The organism is [Scytonema hofmanni] UTEX 2349, assembly GCF_000582685.1.
In the GTDB taxonomy this organism is placed as follows: domain Bacteria; phylum Cyanobacteriota; class Cyanobacteriia; order Cyanobacteriales; family Nostocaceae; genus Hassallia; species Hassallia hofmanni.
Genome location: NZ_KK073768.1, coordinates 2,329,178 through 2,346,601 on the forward strand (window position 1 = coordinate 2,329,178; position 17,424 = coordinate 2,346,601).

Below are 17,424 nucleotides of genomic sequence, written 5' to 3' on the forward strand. Positions count from 1 at the left end.
ATTTAGTAAAATTGGCAGGAAAATATGTTAGGAATATTGGGAGGAATGGGACCATTAGCATCAGCAGAATTTGTCAAAACGATTTATGATTACAATGTTTTTGGCAACAAGGAACAAGATGCACCAAGAGTAATCTTAAATTCTAATCCCACAATTCCAGATAGAACCAGTTTTCTGTTGAAAGGTGATTATGATTTATTGTTACTAAAATTAATAGAATCTGCCCAACAATTGGATGATTTACAGGTGTCTAAAATTATCATTTGTTGTGTCACATCCCATTATTTATTGCCCTACTTTCCTCAGAAAATAAAAGAGAAAATAATTTCTTTAGTTGATGTTTGTTTGCAGGAAGTTTGGCATTCACAAAGCTGTCATCTGTTGCTGTGTACTAATGGAACTCGGCAACTAAATGTATTCCAAACCAGTGATTTATGGGGCATGGCAGCAGATTATATTATTTTTCCTGATGAAAAAGAACAAATTGCTATCCACAATATGATATATCAAATTAAGGTGAATAAACAGAGTTTTGATTCTGCTATCATTTTCTTGAACAATTTAATGAATAAGTATAATGTTAGTTATGTTATGTCTGGTTGTACAGAAATACATTTACTTAACCGATATATTCATTATCAAAAGTATAAAAATCAAGGAGATATCACCAATGATATTTTTTTAGATCCTTTAATGATTGTTGCCACTAGATTAGAAAAATTTTTATGTGATAACGATATATTTTTTTCTCCTGTTTATTCCTAATTTAATATACAGCATCTTGGTACGTTACGGACTAAAGTCCTAACAAACCCTACAGATACTATTCTCTGTTACCTTCTAGATATAACTGATAATAATATGCTTTTAAATTCACAAGAAACTTTTGTTTTCCCTTTGTCTTTTGCTCAAGAAAGATTGTGGTTTCTTAACCAACTAGAGGGAAGCAAGGCTACTTATAATATGTTTGCTGCCATTGGTTTAAATGGTAATTTGAATGTTCAGGTTTTAGAGCAAGCTTTAAATGAAATTGTCCAACGTCATGAGGTGTTGCGAACAAGTTTTCAGACTGTTGATGGGCAAGGGGTACAAATAATTAATCCAGAGGTAAATTTTCAGTTACGCTGTGTTGATTTACAGAATTTATCTGATAATGAAAGAGAAATAACTGTTCAAGAATGGATTACAAAGGAAGCTAATACACCTTTTGATCTTTCCCAAGCTCCTCTGATGAGAGCTACACTTTTACAAACTGATATTCAAGAGTATTTTCTGTTGGTGACAATGCACCATATTATCTCAGATGCTTGGTCTGTAGGTATTGTCATTAAAGAGATATCTGTGATATATAAAGCTTTGATTCAAGGTCAAGAACATACATTACCAGAGTTAGAAATTCAATATGCAGATTTTGCCGAGTGGCAACGGGAATGGCTGCAAGGAGATCGATTAAATCAACAATTAATTTATTGGAAGAATTATTTAGCTGGTGTACCACCTGTTTTAGAATTACCTACAGATTATCCACGTCCACCTGTGCAAACATTCCAAGGACAAAACCAGCGTTTTGAAATTGGGGCTGATTTAAGTGTAGCTCTGAAAAAATTGGCAAAGGAAAATGGCTGCACTTTATTTATGGTTTTGTTGGCTGCTTTTGCTACGTTGCTCTATCGTTACAGTGGTCAGGAAGATATTGTTGTTGGAACACCTGTAGGTAATCGTAGTCAGCCAGAATTAGAATCATTAATTGGCTTTTTTGTTAATACTTTGGTTGTAGATGCGAAGTTTGATCAAGAATTAAATTTTACAGAAATTTTAGAACAAGTTAGACAAGGGGTTTTAGAAAATTATGCCCATCAAGATGTACCTTTTGAAAAAATTGTTGAAGAATTACAACCAGAAAGGAATTTAAGCCATACCCCCATTTTTCAGGTGTGGTTTGTGTTGCAAAATACCCCGACTGAAACGTTGCAACTGCCAGATATCACTTTAACACCCTTGCCTTTTGAGACTCAGGTAGCTAAGTTTGATTTGACTTTATCAATGTCAGAAACAAAATCAGGGTTAAGGGGAGTGTGGCAATATAGTACAGATTTATTTGATGCTGCTACTATAGCGAGGATGGTAGAGCATTTTCAAGTTTTACTAGAGGCGATCGCATCCCATCCCCAAGAAAAAATTAACCTCTTACCACTGTTAACAGAAAAAGAACGACAAAAAATTTTAAATGAGTGGAATAATACAGCTATATCCTATCCCCAACATCTTTGCATTCATCAAATATTTGAAGAACAAGTAAAACTCACACCGGATGCTGTAGCTTTGGTATTTGGGGAAGAACAACTAACTTACCAACAGCTTAACAATCGCGCTAACCAACTGGCACACCATTTACAAAATATGGGTGTGGGTTCAGAAGTGTTAGTGGGATTATGTGTTAATCGTTCTTTTGATATGATTGTGGGTTTGTTAGCTATCCTCAAAGCAGGTGGCGCTTATGTTCCCCTAGATCCCAATTATCCAGAAGAACGTTTAGCATACATCATAGAAGATGCTGCGGTTTCTGTGTTATTGATTCAGGAATCGTTAGAAGAGAACTTACCCCCATCCTATGCTTTAGTAGTTTATTTAGATCGTGATTGGGAAGAAATAGCTACCCAAAGTTGTGAAAATATTATATCTGAGGTTCAATCCCATAACTTAGCTTATGTAATTTATACCTCTGGGTCTACTGGTCAACCCAAGGGTGTGTTAGTCACTCATCAGGGTATTGGCAATCTTGCCCTAGCACAACAAAAATTATTTAAAGTAGAAAATAACAGTCGAGTCCTTCAGTTTGCCTCCTTTGGCTTTGATGCTTCCGTGTCCGAAATCTTCATGTCCTTGGTGTGTGGTGCGCGACTGGTGTTAGCACCTGCTCAAAAACTGATGCCTGGTTTAGATTTGCAACAGGCGATCGCTCATTACGGTATTACTCACGTTACCTTACCTCCTTCAGCCTTAGCCATTCTGCCACCAGGGCAAATGCCAACCTTAAAACAAGTCATCGTCGCTGGAGAAGCCTGTCCTGAGCCTCTAGCACGGATTTGGAGTAAGGATAGGCACTTTTTCAACGCCTATGGTCCGAGTGAAGCTACCGTTTGTGCCACCGTTGCTGAAGTTGATCTCAAACCAGAAACAGATACTAAATCTATAGTTGCCATTGGTAGCCCCATTGCTAACACGCAAATTTATATTCTTGACAACTCTCTCCAACCTGTGAGTGTGGGAGTCCCAGGAGAAATATATATTAGTGGTGTGGGTTTAGCTAGGGGATATTTAAACCAACCACAACTAACAGCAGCCAAGTTCATCGAAAATCCCTTTAGAGAAGGAAGATTATATAAAACCGGCGACCTAGCCAGATATTTACCAAATGGCAACATTGAATTTTTAGGTCGCATTGATCGTCAAATAAAAATTCGCGGCTTTAGAATTGAACTAGGAGAAATAGAAGCACGGCTAAGTCAACATCCTCAAGTACAAGAAGCCACAGTTATCACTCGTGAAGACCCCTCTGGAAATCAAAGATTAGTAGCTTATTTGGTATCTAAAAATCAAGACTTAACACCATCAGAACTGCGGCAGTTTCTCAAAGAAAGACTACCAGATTACATGGTTCCAAGTATCTTTGTCATGTTGGATGCGATGCCATTAACACCAAATGGTAAAATTGACCATCGCAACCTGCCTTCACCTGAACAAGATTTAACAGAACAAAACAATTTTCTTGCGCCCCGAACACCAACAGAACAAAAAATTGCTGATATATTTGCGGCTGTTCTGAAAATAGAACAGGTGGGTATTTATAATAATTTCTTTGAACTGGGGGGACATTCTCTTTTAGCAACTCAAGTTATTTCTCGATTTAGAGAAGCTTTTGAAATTGAACTACCTTTAGAAACCCTATTTAAATCGCCAACTGTTGCTGAGTTGGATGTGATAATTCAGCAATGGTTACAAAATAATTCTGCCACAGATTCGCCTTTAACTCAGCCTTTACCTGCTGTCGTTGCCGTGCCACGGGAAGATAATACTGTTTTACCTCTGAGTTGGGGACAAGAAAGATTATGGTTTTTAGACCAGTTAGAAGGAAGCAGTGCAGCTTACAATATTTCTATGGCAGTTCAGCTACAAGGGAAGCTGAATGTTGATGCTTTAGAACAGGCATTTAAAGAAATTGTGCAGCGTCATCAAGTGCTAAGAACTCGTTTTGATACTGTTGATGGCAATCCTGTACAAGTAATTGAAACAAAATCAAAATTTAACTTATTCCGGGATAATCTGCAATTAATTTCTACTGATAAATTAGAGGTTGAGGTCAAAAAACGACTGACTCAAGAAGCTCAAAAACCCTTTGATTTAACCCATTCTCCTTTAATTCGGGCGACACTGCTACAAATCGCCGATAATGACTATATTCTCCTTGTCACCATGCACCACATCATTGCTGATGGCTGGTCTGTGAGAGTGATGGTGCAAGAGCTATCTGTACTTTATGATGCCTTTGTCCAAGGTTTGCCTTCTTTTTTACCACCTCTAGCTATCCAGTACGCAGATTTTGTTCACTGGCAACGTCAATGGTTACAAGGTGAGATTTTAGAACGGCAGCTATCGTACTGGAAAACATACCTATTGGGCGCACCACCGTTACTAGAGTTGCCTACTGATTATCCACGTCCTGGGGTGCAGACATTTAGAGGCGCACAGCAATCTTTTACTCTGTCTACTGAGTTGATTTCCCAACTGCAACAACTTACTCAGTCCACAGATACAACTTTGTTCATGTTGCTGTGTAGCGCGTTCTTGGTGTTACTTCATCGCTACAGTAGTCAGGATGATATCGTTTTGGGTACTGTAATGGCTAATCGCAATCGAACTGAGATTGAGCCTTTAATTGGTTTATTTGTAAATACTTTAGTGTTACGAACTCAGTTTGAGGCAGATTGTACTTTTGTGGATATCCTCAAGCAAGTACAGCAAGGATTACTGACGGGATACACAAATCAAGATGTACCTTTTGAGAAGATTGTGGAAGTATTGCAGCCGGAACGCAATCTTAGTCATTCTCCACTGTTCCAGGTGATGTTTTCCTTGCAAAATGCTTCTAGTGCTTCTTTGAGTTTGGCTGATGTGATTTCTACCCCTCTCAAGCCGGAAATTTTGACAGCTAAGTTTGATTTAACTTTGTCAATGGTAGAAACTGAGTCTGGAGTGTCGGGGGTTTGCGAGTATAACACTGATTTGTTTAAAGCAGAAACTATTACCCGGATGATTGCACATTACCAAGTATTGCTGACGGGAGTTGTGGCTAATGTGCAAGAGCGGATCAGCAAATTGCCCCTACTGACACCAGAGGAAGAGAAGCAGTTATTGGTAGCCTGGAATGATACACAGGTGAGTTATTCTCAGGATCATTGTCTGCATCAACAGTTTGAACAGCAAGTAGAAAAAACACCCGATGCGATCGCTCTGGTTTTCCAAAACCAACAATTAACTTACCGAGAATTAAATCAACGAGCAAATCAGTTAGCAAATTATTTACAGCGTCAAGGTGTAAGTTCAGAAACGTTAGTAGGTATTTGTGTAGAGCGATCGCTAGAAATGATGATCGGGTTATTGGGTATCCTCAAAGCCGGTGCTGCATACATTCCTTTAGACCCCCATCACCCCCAAGAACGCCTAGCTTTTATCTTATCAGATACCCAAATGCCAATATTATTGACCCAGGAAAGGTTACAAACAAAGTTACCGACTCATGGCGCTAAGGTCATCTGTTTAGATACTAATTGGACTGATATCGCTCAGGAAAATCAAGCCAATCTGGGTATATCAGTCAAAGGTGAAAATTTAGCTTATATTATCTACACCTCTGGTTCTACAGGTCAACCTAAAGGGGTGATGATTGAACATAGACAAGTGGCTAACTTTTTTGTAGGCATGGATCAGCGTCTTAACGTAGAAGATGATTATGATACCACAAAAACATGGTTAGCTGTTACAACTATTTCCTTTGATATTTCGATTCTAGAATTATTCTGGACTCTGGCACGGGGCTTTAAGGTAATTATTCAACAGGAACAACAGAAAACCATTGCTGCTACAGTGCCAACTTCCCGGATGCCAGAAAAACAAATGCAGTTTAGTCTGTTCTATTTTGCCAATGAAAATAACACTGGTAATCATCAAGGGGAAAACCTGTATAAATTGTTGATTGAAGGGGCTAAGTTTGCCGATCAACATGGATTTACAGCAGTTTGGACTCCAGAACGGCATTTTCATGAATTTGGGGGAATTTATCCTAATCCTGCCGTAGCCAGTGCAGCGATCGCCGCAGTCACTAAACAGGTGCAAATCCGGGCTGGTAGCGTGGTTTTACCACTACATCAAGAAATTCGTGTGGCTGAAGAATGGGCTTTTGTTGATAATTTATCTAATGGTCGAGTGGGTGTTTCTTTTGCCAGTGGTTGGCAACCTAATGATTTTGTCCTATCCCCCGAAAATTATCACCGTCGTAAATCCCTACTGGTAGAACAAATAGAAACCGTCCGCAAACTTTGGCGCGGGGAATTTATCACCCTCAAAAATGGCAATGGCATTCCCACAGAAATTAGAACTTTCCCTAAACCAATTCAAGCAGAATTACCCACTTGGTTAACCGCAGCAGGTAGTCCCGAAACCTTTCGGTTAGCAGGAGAGTTGGGTTTAAATGTTCTCACCCATCTTTTAGGACAAAGCATAGAAGAAATATCCGCGAAAATCAAAATTTATCGTCAGGCTTGGCAACAAAAAGGACATCCGGGTAATGGTCATATTACTTTGATGCTGCATACCTTTGTCGGTGATGACGAAGATACAGTGCGGGAGCAAGTGCGTCTACCTATGTATAATTATTTAGAGCAATCAATGGGGCTGATTCAAAAGATGCTCAAAGGGACGAAATTTGAAAGCCAAGTTAATGAATTTGCCCAAGAAGACCGAAATACCCTGCTATCCTTTGCCTTTGAGCGTTACTTTAACAGTAGTGGCTTATTGGGAACTACTGCCAAATGCTTACAGATGATTGACGATCTCAAAGCGATCGGCGTTGATGAAGTAGGATGTTTAATTGACTTTGGGGTAGATGTTGACGCTGTATTATCTAGCTTAGACAAACTCAATCAAGTTAGAGAACTTAGTAATAATATTAATGCTGAAGATTACACTATTTTGAGCCAAATTCAGCGACATCAAGTATCCCATCTCCAATGTACGCCTTCTTTAGCCAGAATGCTGACATTAATGCCTCATGGGATTGAGAGCTTAAATTGTTTGCAATATTTAATGTTAGGTGGAGAAGCATTACCACTAAATTTAGTGAAACAGTTGGGAATATCCATTGATGCCCATATTTACAATATGTATGGACCAACTGAAGCCACAATTTGGTCATCTACAGCCATTGTGGATGGTAAAGATAGTGAAACCACGATTACCATCGGTAAACCTATAGCTAACACCCAGTTTTATATTTTAGATCAACAGTTAAATCCTGTACCTGTGGGAGTTCCAGGGGAACTGCATATTGGGGGTACGGGTTTAGCTAGAGGATATTTCCAGCGTCCTGAGTTGACAGCAGCAAGATTTATACAGAGTCCTTTTAGGGAAGGCGATCGCCTCTACAAAACCGGTGATTTAGCTCGCTACCTACCTGATGGAAATATTGAATTTCTGGGTCGCGTTGATTATCAAGTCAAACTGCGAGGATTCCGCATTGAACTAGGAGAAATTGAAACAGCACTGAGTCAACATCCCCAAATTCAGCAAGCTGTGGTAGTCCTAGACGGAACACAGGAAAATCAGCGCCTTGTCGCTTACATTGTCCCCCATTCCCCAGTATCTGCACCCACATCCACTGAGTTAAATCAATGTCTGTCGAAGAAACTACCAGATTACATGGTGCCGAGCATTTTTGTCCAGCTTGACCAAATGCCCTTAACCCCCAACGGCAAAATTAACCGTCGTGCATTACCAACCCCCTCACAACGAAGCCCCTCACCCAAATATCTCCCCCCCCGCACTCCTGTAGAACGTCAACTAGCTCAAATTTGGTCTGAGGTTTTAAATTTAGATTGGATAGGCATTCGGGATAATTTCTTTGAACTGGGTGGACGCTCTCTACTAGCAGTACAATTAATATCGCGCATTCAAAAAGTATTTGGTCAACAATTACCCCTAGCTAGTCTTTTCCAAGCACCAACCATTGAAAATTTAGCTCGGCAAATAGTTAATGCAGACAGTAAACAGCACTCATCCTGTTTAGTACCCATTCAACTCCAAGGCTCAAAACTGCCCCTGTTTTTCATTCCCGGCTCAGGGGGTAACGTGATTCAATTCTATGAATTTTCACGTTGTTTAGGATTAGATCAACCCTTCTATGGTTTACAACCCCAAGAATGGGATCATGAATCTCAACCTTTACATCGGGTTGAAGACATGGCATCTCAGTACTTAGTCGCGATTCAAACCATCCAGCCCCAAGGTCCCTACCTTTTAGGTGGTCACTCTTTAGGGGGTAAAGTTGCCTTTGAAATAGCCAGACAACTGCTCAAACGAGGACAAGAGATTCGACTTCTAGCCATAGTTGATGCTACAGCACCCCTACCAGTCCAGCAGGTTTCCTCACCCTCAACTTGGAGTAATGCTCAATGGTTATATGCTATTGCCGAGGCAGCTGGGCAAGCATTAGGTATCACGCTGGATATTTCCCAGGAATTATTGTATGGCTTATCACCAGAAGAGCAGTTTAAATACTTACAAAGCCAGTTTGTGCAAAATGGAATTTTAGCTCCCCAAGACAGTGAAACCCAGTTAAAGAAACTAATTCAATTGACAAAAATTCACCACACAAGTGCAGTTAATTATCAATGTTCTGAACAATTAGCATTGCCAATTATACTCTTTAAGTCGGCTGAACAAACAAATACAATCATGTTTGAAAGTAACTTATTACTGAATGAGCCTAAACTGGGTTGGGATCGAGTTTCAACACAACCTGTTATCTGTCATGTAATTCCAGGTAGCCATTATTCTATTATGGCTAACCCTTATGTCAAAGAATTAGCAGCACATTTACAGGGTTACTTATAATTGAAGAAGGCACTTATGCAGAGGGCAGAGGGCACTTATGTTTTGTTCACTTATAGGATTCAGACCCCACAGCCAACAAGAGCCACCAAATTTTCAATTTGGTCGGGGTCTTAAACCCTTACTCCCAAGGAGTCGTAGCGTCGGTGTGGAATCAGAATTCTATAAGTGTATAAGTGCCTCCTGCCCTCTGCCTTTCCAGATAAATCATGGGAGATAAATTTATGTCAGGTGATAAGCTATACCTCAAACAGAACGTAGTTTTAGAACCGTTAGTTAATCAGTGGCACGCCTGGTCTTATTTGTTGGCTCCTTCCACGGCAGCCATGTATATTGCTAACTCACACTTAAAGATTATGCAGTCTTTTGTATCTGCACCCAAGGTACATATTTCGGCTCTCAAATCTCCGAAAATGATGGCTGGTCCTTTTGTCAATCATGATGAAAGTGCTGTTGGTGATATTAAAAATTTGATTGAACATTTCATGCAAGATCAAGCATATATGCTAGAACTGGCGGAAGCCATTAAAACTCTCAATCAATGTTTAGAAACAGAGGCTAGTGGTTTTTCTTTAGAAGGAATGTACTCCCAAATTCCTCAACCCCTACAAGGATTTGTGGAGCTCAATTATGATTTAAATAATCACCCGGCAATACGTTTTATGGAGGGGCTACTATATCATAGTATTTATGGCAATGAAGTCGCTCAAAGTGTGGCGATGTACGTTGTTGACCAAGACCAACGATCTTTTATTTTTAGCACTCCTAGACTCAAGCAAGCTGATAATTTACACCTGCAAATTCCCTTTAAAGACAAGATTTTAGACCAACTGGCAAAAATGAAATATGTTCCGGGTGATGTACAGGAAATAAAAGAGAAATTAAATATTGATGCTCAAGATGAAGGACTCTTCTCCAGCTTCTTTACTCAAGATGCTCCCCACAAGCAACCTATTCAGTATGATCAAGATGGGGTGAGAATACGTTATTTTGGTCATGCTTGTCTGCTGATAGAATCAAAAGACGTGAATATTCTTTGCGATCCACTCATCAGTTATGATTATCCAAGTGCAAGCGATCGCTACACTTATGCTGATTTACCTGCCATTATTGACTATATTGTTATTACACATCATCACCATGACCATTGTGTGATCGAAACATTGTTACAGCTAAGGCATCGAGTTAAAACCGTGATTGTTCCCAAAAACAACGGCGGAAGTCTTGCTGACCCTGGGATGAAACTGGTTTTACAAAGTATTGGATTTAAGGAGGTTCGAGAAATTGATGAGATGGAACAGATAGAGATTCCAGGAGGTAGCATTACTGGGTTGCCATTCTTAGGTGAACATGGAGATTTAAACATTAGAAGCAAAATTGCTTACTTGATCACCTTGTTAGGTCGCTCGGTGATGGTTTCAGCAGATTCTAGAATTTGTGATCCTCACATTTGTAAAAATATTCACCATTCAGTCAATAAGATTGATGCTTTATTTTTAGGATTGCAATCTGATGGAGCTCCCTTAAGTTGGGCTTACGGTTCATTGTTATGTAAACCTTTGAGCCGCAAAATAGACCACGATAGACAAGTAGGAGGAGCTAACTTTGATATTGCTAAGAGTATGGTTGAACAATTACAACCTAAATCTGTGTACGTTTATGCAATGGGGTATGAACCTTGGCTCAGTTATATGATGGTTCCTGACTATGAAGGTCCGATGGCAGAGTCGAATAAATTAATTGATGAATGTAACAGTCAGGGAATTTTTGCAGAGCAATTGTTTGGCTACAAAGAAATTTTGATGGATACTATTGCCTAAAAAATTTAGTTGTTTACCCAAGATACAAAAATTATGATCAAAAATTTTAGTTATCACCTGTAGTCAGAAAAAATAACAATCATGAAAAATTGGATTTTCCCGGTTTCCGATGTTCCAGAATTAAGAGGAGAAGAAGCTTTAGCTGTCAATTTTTTTGAGCAGACCCAACCTGTAGTTCTTCGCAACTATGTTGATAATGTAGAAAAGTTGGCACCTCATGAGGAAATTTGGAATGGAATAACCGGACAGGTAACAGTTATTTCCCCAGATAATCCGGTTGTAACTGCTCGTGCTGGAAAGGCTGGAAACAATTTAATTGTAGAAATGAGCCTCACGGAAATTTTTGAACGGATATCAGGAATTGGAAATCACAAATTTATATTAGGAGAAGGTGAGCGATATTACATTTTTGGCAACCTCGCACCCGCAAAACTGATAGATCAAGTCCGTTGGCCAAATGAAGCCATGACAAAGGATAGATCCATGTACATTACTGCTACTGGCGTGCTAACAAAGGCACATTATGATAGACACGCAGGCTTTTTAATGCATATATATGGGAGAAAACACGCTTTAATTTTATCACCCAAATACTTCCAACAAATTTACCCAGTCCATGACTTAGCTACAGGTGAGGACCGACGTTCTTTGGTTAATCTTCGCTCTCCAGATTTGAATGCTCATCCTAGAGTAGTAGAATTAGAGGCTATGGAAACCATACTTGAACCAGGGGATATGCTCTTTATCCCCTCAAACTGGTGGCATGAAATCGAAGCACTAGAGGTAAGTATATCATTACGTGCCAATGTAGAGAATAAGCTATTTTCTAATTTAGAAGAAATTTTGTCTTACCTGGAAAAGTCCAGTGAACTTATCAGTAAATTGCCATCAGAACAGCGTATTTTTGTATCGGAACGCACAAGAGTAGGACTAAATCAGCTAAACAAACAATAAAAAGTGGGCGTTGCTGATGTTAGGGATGAAAGTAAATCCAAAACCTTGTAAATCCGCGAATTAGCCATTTTAATTTTCACTCCCCTATCCAAGACATGTAAATCGTTCAAACTCTTATGCGATAAATGTTTGGGCTTATCTTAGTGCCATTCGTCAATAGGCTTTGAGACGCGCTAACCCTGCAATTATGCTTTAATATTTATGACTAACCAACCCTCAAGTGTTACACAAACTCCTGCTTTGAGTGAAATGAAAGTTTTTATTATGATTTGGCTAGGTCAAATCATATCTAGGATAGGTTCTGGTATGACTAGCTTTGCTTTTGATGTCTGGGTTTACCAGCATACTAATTCTATCACTCAATTTGCTTTCCTAACCCTTGCTATTACTCTTCCCGGTTTTTGCATTTTTCCGATTGCTGGTAGTGTTGTTGATCGTTGGAATCGTCGCTGGATAATGTTGATTAGTACAATCTGTTCTAGCTTATGTATTCTAACTGTTGGTATTCTATTGATACTGGGACATCTAGAAGTTTGGCATATTTATCTTGCAGTCGCTGGAAAGTCAATTTTCTCAACATTTAGCTCAACAGCTTTTCGTGCATCTATTGTGTTAATGGTTCCTACAAACAAACTAGGGCGTGCTAGTGGATTCACTCAAGCTACAGATTCAATAGCCCGCTTAGTGTGTCCAGCTTTAGGGGGTATTATCTTAGGAATTTTCAAATTGAAAGGTGTAGTTTTACTGGATTTTATTACTTTTATCCTGGCTATTATTCCTCTTGTTCTTGTAGATATCCCGGAACTTTCACACAAGGATAATTTGCTAATTGATGCCCAGAATACATCTATTCTTTCAGGAATAAAACAGGGATGGGATTATTTAATCAATAGACCAGGAATACTAACGTTGATACTTATCCGAACCATTTATAATGCAGCTATAGGGGCAGCACTAATTCTAGCCACACCACTTTTATTGATCTTAACCACACCGGGAAGTTTAGGTTTTCTTCTTTCCCTGGCAGGAAGTGGTATGCTTATAGGAATTATCTATTTAGGTATTGTAGGCGATCGCCAAGAAGAAAATTTAGTAAGAGTGATATTTATATCGATCCTCTTAAGTTCTACTGCTTTAGTTACAGGGGGTTTGCGTCCTTCTTTGATATTATTTACCATTTCTGGTTTCTTTTTTGCTTTAGGCATTCCCTTGGTTAACGGATGTGTTCAAATCATATTGCAAAAAAAAGTTGCCCCTCACATTCAAGGTAGAATTTTCTCACTTAATCATACAATCTCTATGCTCTTTCCACCATTGGTAGCAATTGCCATTGGACCTATTGCAGATAAAATTTTAGAACCTTTAATGGACTTTAATGGACCTTGGTCTCAAGGAATTGGTCAAATTATCGGCTCAGGTCCTGGTCGAGGAATTGCTCTTTTGTTCATTTTAATAGGATTACTTACATTGTTTTCCAATTTAATAGCATACCAATATGAACCGTTAAGAAAACTAGAAAGCGAATTGCCGGATGAAATAGAGTTTATAAGTTCATAAATTCAGTATCCGCTCAAGAAATAGGGGATAGGAAGAAAAATAAGAGGATACAAAGGGTCACACAGGATTGTATAATATTATGAAAAAGCGGTTTGTGCGTTTCATAAAAAGTAACTTTTAGTTTTATTTTCCGCGATCGCTTTCCAAATCATCAATAACTGTTTGCAAATACCACTCTTCTGACATCCCTGGATAATAATCCTTTTTCTGCTCAATTAGTCGTTGGGCAATTTCCCAATATCCCCCTACCATTCTCAACAAACGTTGACGTAGTAAATCGTCTTTGGCGTTTTTTACTTCCGGGGTAGAGGATTGAATTTTTTTCAAGCTATTTAAAACTTGTTGATAATTGTGCCAATCTTCTTTTTCACAAAATATACTTGCCGCACGCTGATAATCTTCAATGGCGTGTTGCATTTCTTCTAAATGAGTATAGGCGATACCACGATTATAATACGCTTGGGCATCCGATGAATTAATTTGTAAGGCTTGGGTGTAATCTTTAATTGCAGCGTAATAATTGCCCATTGCTCGATGAGTATTTCCTCTGGCAATATATATTAAAGCGTCTTCTGGCTGCATTTCCAGCGCCGAATTATAGTCAGCGATCGCACCTTGATGATCTCCTAATTGTGAACGTGCTTTTCCTCGATTGCGATAGACAATGCCAGATTTGAAATTTAGGCGCAGTGCTGAGTTAAAATCAGAAATAGCATCGCGATAATTTCCTTGTTTGCAACGCACTACCCCCCGACAGCAATAAGCGATACCATCTTGGGGATCGACTTGCAATACCCAGTTTAAATCATCAATGGCTTGCTGTGTGTCTCCTTTTTCTGCCTTTTCTAATAAGGTGCGAAAATATTCCTTTTGGGAAATTATCGGTGCGGGGGTAGAAATTGATGGCTTTTCAGCAGGATATTCTTTGGGTTGTAGCTGTTTAATGCTTTCTAAGCATTGACGACATTTTTCTTTGTCGTTTTTCTTGAGATATAATTCTGCGGCTTTTTTGAAGTTAGCGATCGCATCATGAATATACCCTTCTTTGCGCCGCACAATTCCCCTTAAATCATAAGCTGCGGCATAATTTACTTCCAGTGCGATCGCTTTATCGACATCCGCAAGGGCACCAGGTAAATTTTTTAGCGTCAACCGTGCTAATGCCCGATAATAATATGCTTCTACATTTTCAGGATCGTGTTTCAAAGTTTCAGTATAATCTGAGACAGCTTGGAGAATTGCTCCTGAGTCATAATATGCTAATCCCCGTTGTCTGTAAGCTTCGGCAAAGTAAGGATCTTCTTGCAAAGCACGGGTAAATTCCTCAATTGCTTTCGTGTAGTCTTTTTGCCGAGCTAGTTCTAATCCTTTATTGTAAAATTCATTATTCATGGCGTTTATTTACTTTACTCACTTATTTAATTGTAGTAAGCGTGCATAGCGCTCAATACGGTTCGGATAAGACTCGATCCCCCCAACCCCCCTTAAAAAGCAGGGCTGTTTCATTCCCTAAAAGGTGTAAAATGACAAGCGTCCTGGGGATGAAAACAATGAGTGCAAATCTGATTGAACAACTGCGGGAAGTTAAAGATTTTCGAGTCAAAGATGGACAAAGACATCAACTGTGGTTGGTATTACTGTTTGTCATTATGGGGACAATGAGCGGGTACGTAGGGTATCGTGCATGGGGGGACTTTGTCAAACGGCATCGTCTTGTATTAATTGAGAAATTTAGAATCGAAAAACATGGTGTTCCATCGTACTCGACTATTCGACGAATACTGATGGGAGTAGATTTTGACAATCTTGCTGCAACGTTTAATCAGTGGGCACAAAACTATGTTCATGTGGATACATCAGACTGGTTTGGAATTGATGGTAAAAGTATCAAAGGAACTGTGCAAAACTACGAAAGTGAGTATCAAAATTTTGTCAGTATCGTGTCCGTATTTGCTGAAAAAAGAGGGCTTGTTTTAGGTCTGACCAAATTGGAGAACAAGAAAGGTAGTGAAATTAGCACGGTTCAAAATTTAATTGCGGTATTGGATATCGAGGGTGTTGTTTTCAGCTTAGATGCTCTACATTGCCAAAAAAAACTTGCAAGTTAATTATTGATGGTGGCAATGACTATGCGATCGCAGTCAAGGCAAATCAAAAAAACTTGTATCATCAAATTCGACACAATACGGAGAATTCCAAGCCCACAAGTCGGTACATCACAGCCGAAAAAACTCGAAACCGAGTTACAACACGTACTATAGAAGTTTTTCATGATTTAACTGACATCAGTCCAGAATGGGCTGGGTTGGAGTCCTTAATTAAGGTTGAAAGAATGGGTACTCGTGCAGGCAAACCATATCACCAAGTTGCTTACTACATTAGTAGTCTAGTTCGTTCAGCAACTGATTTTGCTAAAGGGATTCGCGGACATTGGGGGATTGAGAATTGTCTTCATTGGGTAAAGGATGTCATTTTTGATGAAGACCATTCCACCATACGTATGGGTAATGCTCCTGCGAATCTGTCGGTGATGCGAACGATCGCACTCAATATACTCCGCCGAAATGGTCATGCTTCCATCACAACTGCTCAAAGATTTATCTCTAATGATATTGACAAACTTCTTGCCCTTGTGGAATGAAACAGCCCTGCCTTTTTAAGGGGGATAATGGGGGATCTTTAAGGACTGTGCATCTTAACCGAACCGTATTGGGATAGTGCTTATTTTGAGCACTGAAGTGCTCACTACGATTTTTTTCAATATTTTATCAAAATGAAAATTAGAACTATCACAACTGGTATATCGCTTGATTCTCTTAAAGAAATAGAAAAAATTAAACAAGCGACTGAGTTTAATCAGCAAGCAAAGCTGATAATTGAAGAGCAGGGATATGAAGTCCAAACAACGAGAATAGCAACTAATTCCTGGGAAGAATATCTAGATGGGTTATCAAAAAGTGAAATTATCAATCAAGTTAAAGTAATTGAAGAAATTTGCCAAAACTTAAATATCAGCTTTTTCAGTCTTGGTTACGCAAGTCAACGGTCAACCATCGCATTAATTCCAGATATTATCAAAAATACATCGATTTTATATACTTCTAGTAAAATCGGCGATCGCATTTCTGGGATAAACTTTGAAAATGCGAGAGAATCGGCAAAAGTTATTCAGCGAATTTCTCAAGAAACTCAAGATGGTTTTGGTAACTTTCATTTTTGCGCTTGGGCAAATTGTCAATCAGGAATCCCGTTTTTTCCAGCTTCGTATCATGAAGGTGAAACGTGTTTCGCTATCGGATTAGAATTATGTGACTTGGTAATGCAAGCTTTTTCTGATGCTGATGATCTTCTTGATGCGGAAGAAAAGCTGAAGTTGATTTTAGATAAAGAATTAAGTAAAATTGAGGCGATCGCTCAAAAAATATCCGCTAAATATGCTATCAAATATCAAGGAATTGACACTTCTCTTGCACCATCATTAGGCAAAAAAGAAAGTATCGCTTTTGCTTATGAAAAAATCCTGGATGGGAAGTTTGGCAATCAAGGAACATTGGCAATATCAGGAATGCTGACTCGTGTTTTGAAAAGCGTATCTGTAAAAACTTGTGGCTATTCTGGGTTAATGCTTCCGGTTTGTGAAGATGTCGGTTTAGCAGCAAGAGCTAACGAACAAACTTACAATATCACAAATTTATTAGCTTATTCTGCCGTGTGTGGTTGCGGACTTGATACAGTTCCAATTCCTGGTAATATAACAATAGAAAAGATTACGGCAATATTAATTGATATGGCGACTTTGGCGATAAAATTAGATAAACCACTTTCCGCAAGGTTGTTTCCGATTCCTGGGAAAAATGCTGGAGAAATGACTGCATTTAATTCGCCGTATCTGGTGGATTGTAGAATATTTAATGTGGAATAATAATTG

General features: G+C 39.0%; 6 protein-coding genes and 2 pseudogenes. 7 read left to right on the forward strand and 1 reads right to left on the reverse strand.

What is annotated here, in order from left to right; all coding sequences use genetic code 11:
* The first annotated feature begins 24 nt into the window (after nucleotides 1–24).
* From TOL9009_RS0115350 to TOL9009_RS0115370, 5 genes and pseudogenes are all read left to right on the forward strand, one after another.
* The gene (locus TOL9009_RS0115350; protein ID WP_029633578.1) at nucleotides 25–765 is read left to right on the forward strand and encodes an aspartate/glutamate racemase family protein; all 741 of its coding nucleotides are present in this window, start codon (nucleotides 25–27) and stop codon (nucleotides 763–765) included.
* A gap of 96 nt (nucleotides 766–861) precedes the next feature.
* Nucleotides 862–9,141 (forward strand): annotated as a pseudogene (locus TOL9009_RS42175) (amino acid adenylation domain-containing protein); the annotation flags it as partial.
* Nucleotides 9,142–9,389: 248 nt separating this feature from the next.
* Nucleotides 9,390–10,985, forward strand: a complete 1,596-nt coding sequence (locus tag TOL9009_RS39300; RefSeq protein ID WP_038296371.1) for an MBL fold metallo-hydrolase — start codon at nucleotides 9,390–9,392, stop codon at nucleotides 10,983–10,985.
* 81 nt (nucleotides 10,986–11,066) lie between these two features.
* The gene (locus TOL9009_RS42180; RefSeq protein WP_029633579.1) at nucleotides 11,067–11,939 is read left to right on the forward strand and encodes a cupin-like domain-containing protein; all 873 of its coding nucleotides are present in this window, start codon (nucleotides 11,067–11,069) and stop codon (nucleotides 11,937–11,939) included.
* Nucleotides 11,940–12,140: 201 nt separating this feature from the next.
* Nucleotides 12,141–13,496: an MFS transporter gene (locus TOL9009_RS0115370; protein ID WP_051502916.1), complete on the forward strand. Its 1,356-nt coding sequence runs from the start codon at nucleotides 12,141–12,143 to the stop codon at nucleotides 13,494–13,496.
* A 123-nt stretch (nucleotides 13,497–13,619) separates the two neighbouring features.
* Here TOL9009_RS0115370 and TOL9009_RS0115375 read toward each other — a convergent pair whose 3' ends face one another.
* Nucleotides 13,620–14,888 carry a tetratricopeptide repeat protein gene (locus TOL9009_RS0115375; RefSeq protein ID WP_029633581.1) on the reverse strand — a complete coding sequence of 423 codons (1,269 nt, stop codon included), beginning with the start codon at nucleotides 14,886–14,888 and terminating at the stop codon, nucleotides 13,620–13,622.
* A 188-nt stretch (nucleotides 14,889–15,076) separates the two neighbouring features.
* On the opposite strand from TOL9009_RS0115375, the pseudogene TOL9009_RS50525 reads away from it, so the two are divergent.
* Both TOL9009_RS50525 and TOL9009_RS0115390 read left to right on the forward strand, forming a co-directional pair.
* Nucleotides 15,077–16,134 (forward strand): annotated as a pseudogene (locus TOL9009_RS50525) (ISAs1 family transposase); the annotation flags it as partial.
* Nucleotides 16,135–16,269: 135 nt separating this feature from the next.
* A complete protein-coding gene (locus tag TOL9009_RS0115390) occupies nucleotides 16,270–17,418 on the forward strand; it encodes a DUF711 family protein (protein WP_029633584.1) in 1,149 nt (382 codons plus the stop codon).
* The last annotated feature ends 6 nt before the right edge of the window (nucleotides 17,419–17,424 follow it).

Coding starts and splice junctions, on each gene's coding strand:
- TOL9009_RS42180 (WP_029633579.1), top strand. CDS start 11,067: ATGAAAAATTGGATTTTCCCGGTTTCCGATGTTCCAGAATTAAGAGGA.
- TOL9009_RS0115370 (WP_051502916.1), top strand. CDS start 12,141: ATGACTAACCAACCCTCAAGTGTTACACAAACTCCTGCTTTGAGTGAA.
- TOL9009_RS0115375 (WP_029633581.1), bottom strand. CDS start 14,888: ATGAATAATGAATTTTACAATAAAGGATTAGAACTAGCTCGGCAAAAA.
- TOL9009_RS0115390 (WP_029633584.1), top strand. CDS start 16,270: ATGAAAATTAGAACTATCACAACTGGTATATCGCTTGATTCTCTTAAA.
- TOL9009_RS0115350 (WP_029633578.1), top strand. CDS start 25: ATGTTAGGAATATTGGGAGGAATGGGACCATTAGCATCAGCAGAATTT.
- TOL9009_RS39300 (WP_038296371.1), top strand. CDS start 9,390: ATGTCAGGTGATAAGCTATACCTCAAACAGAACGTAGTTTTAGAACCG.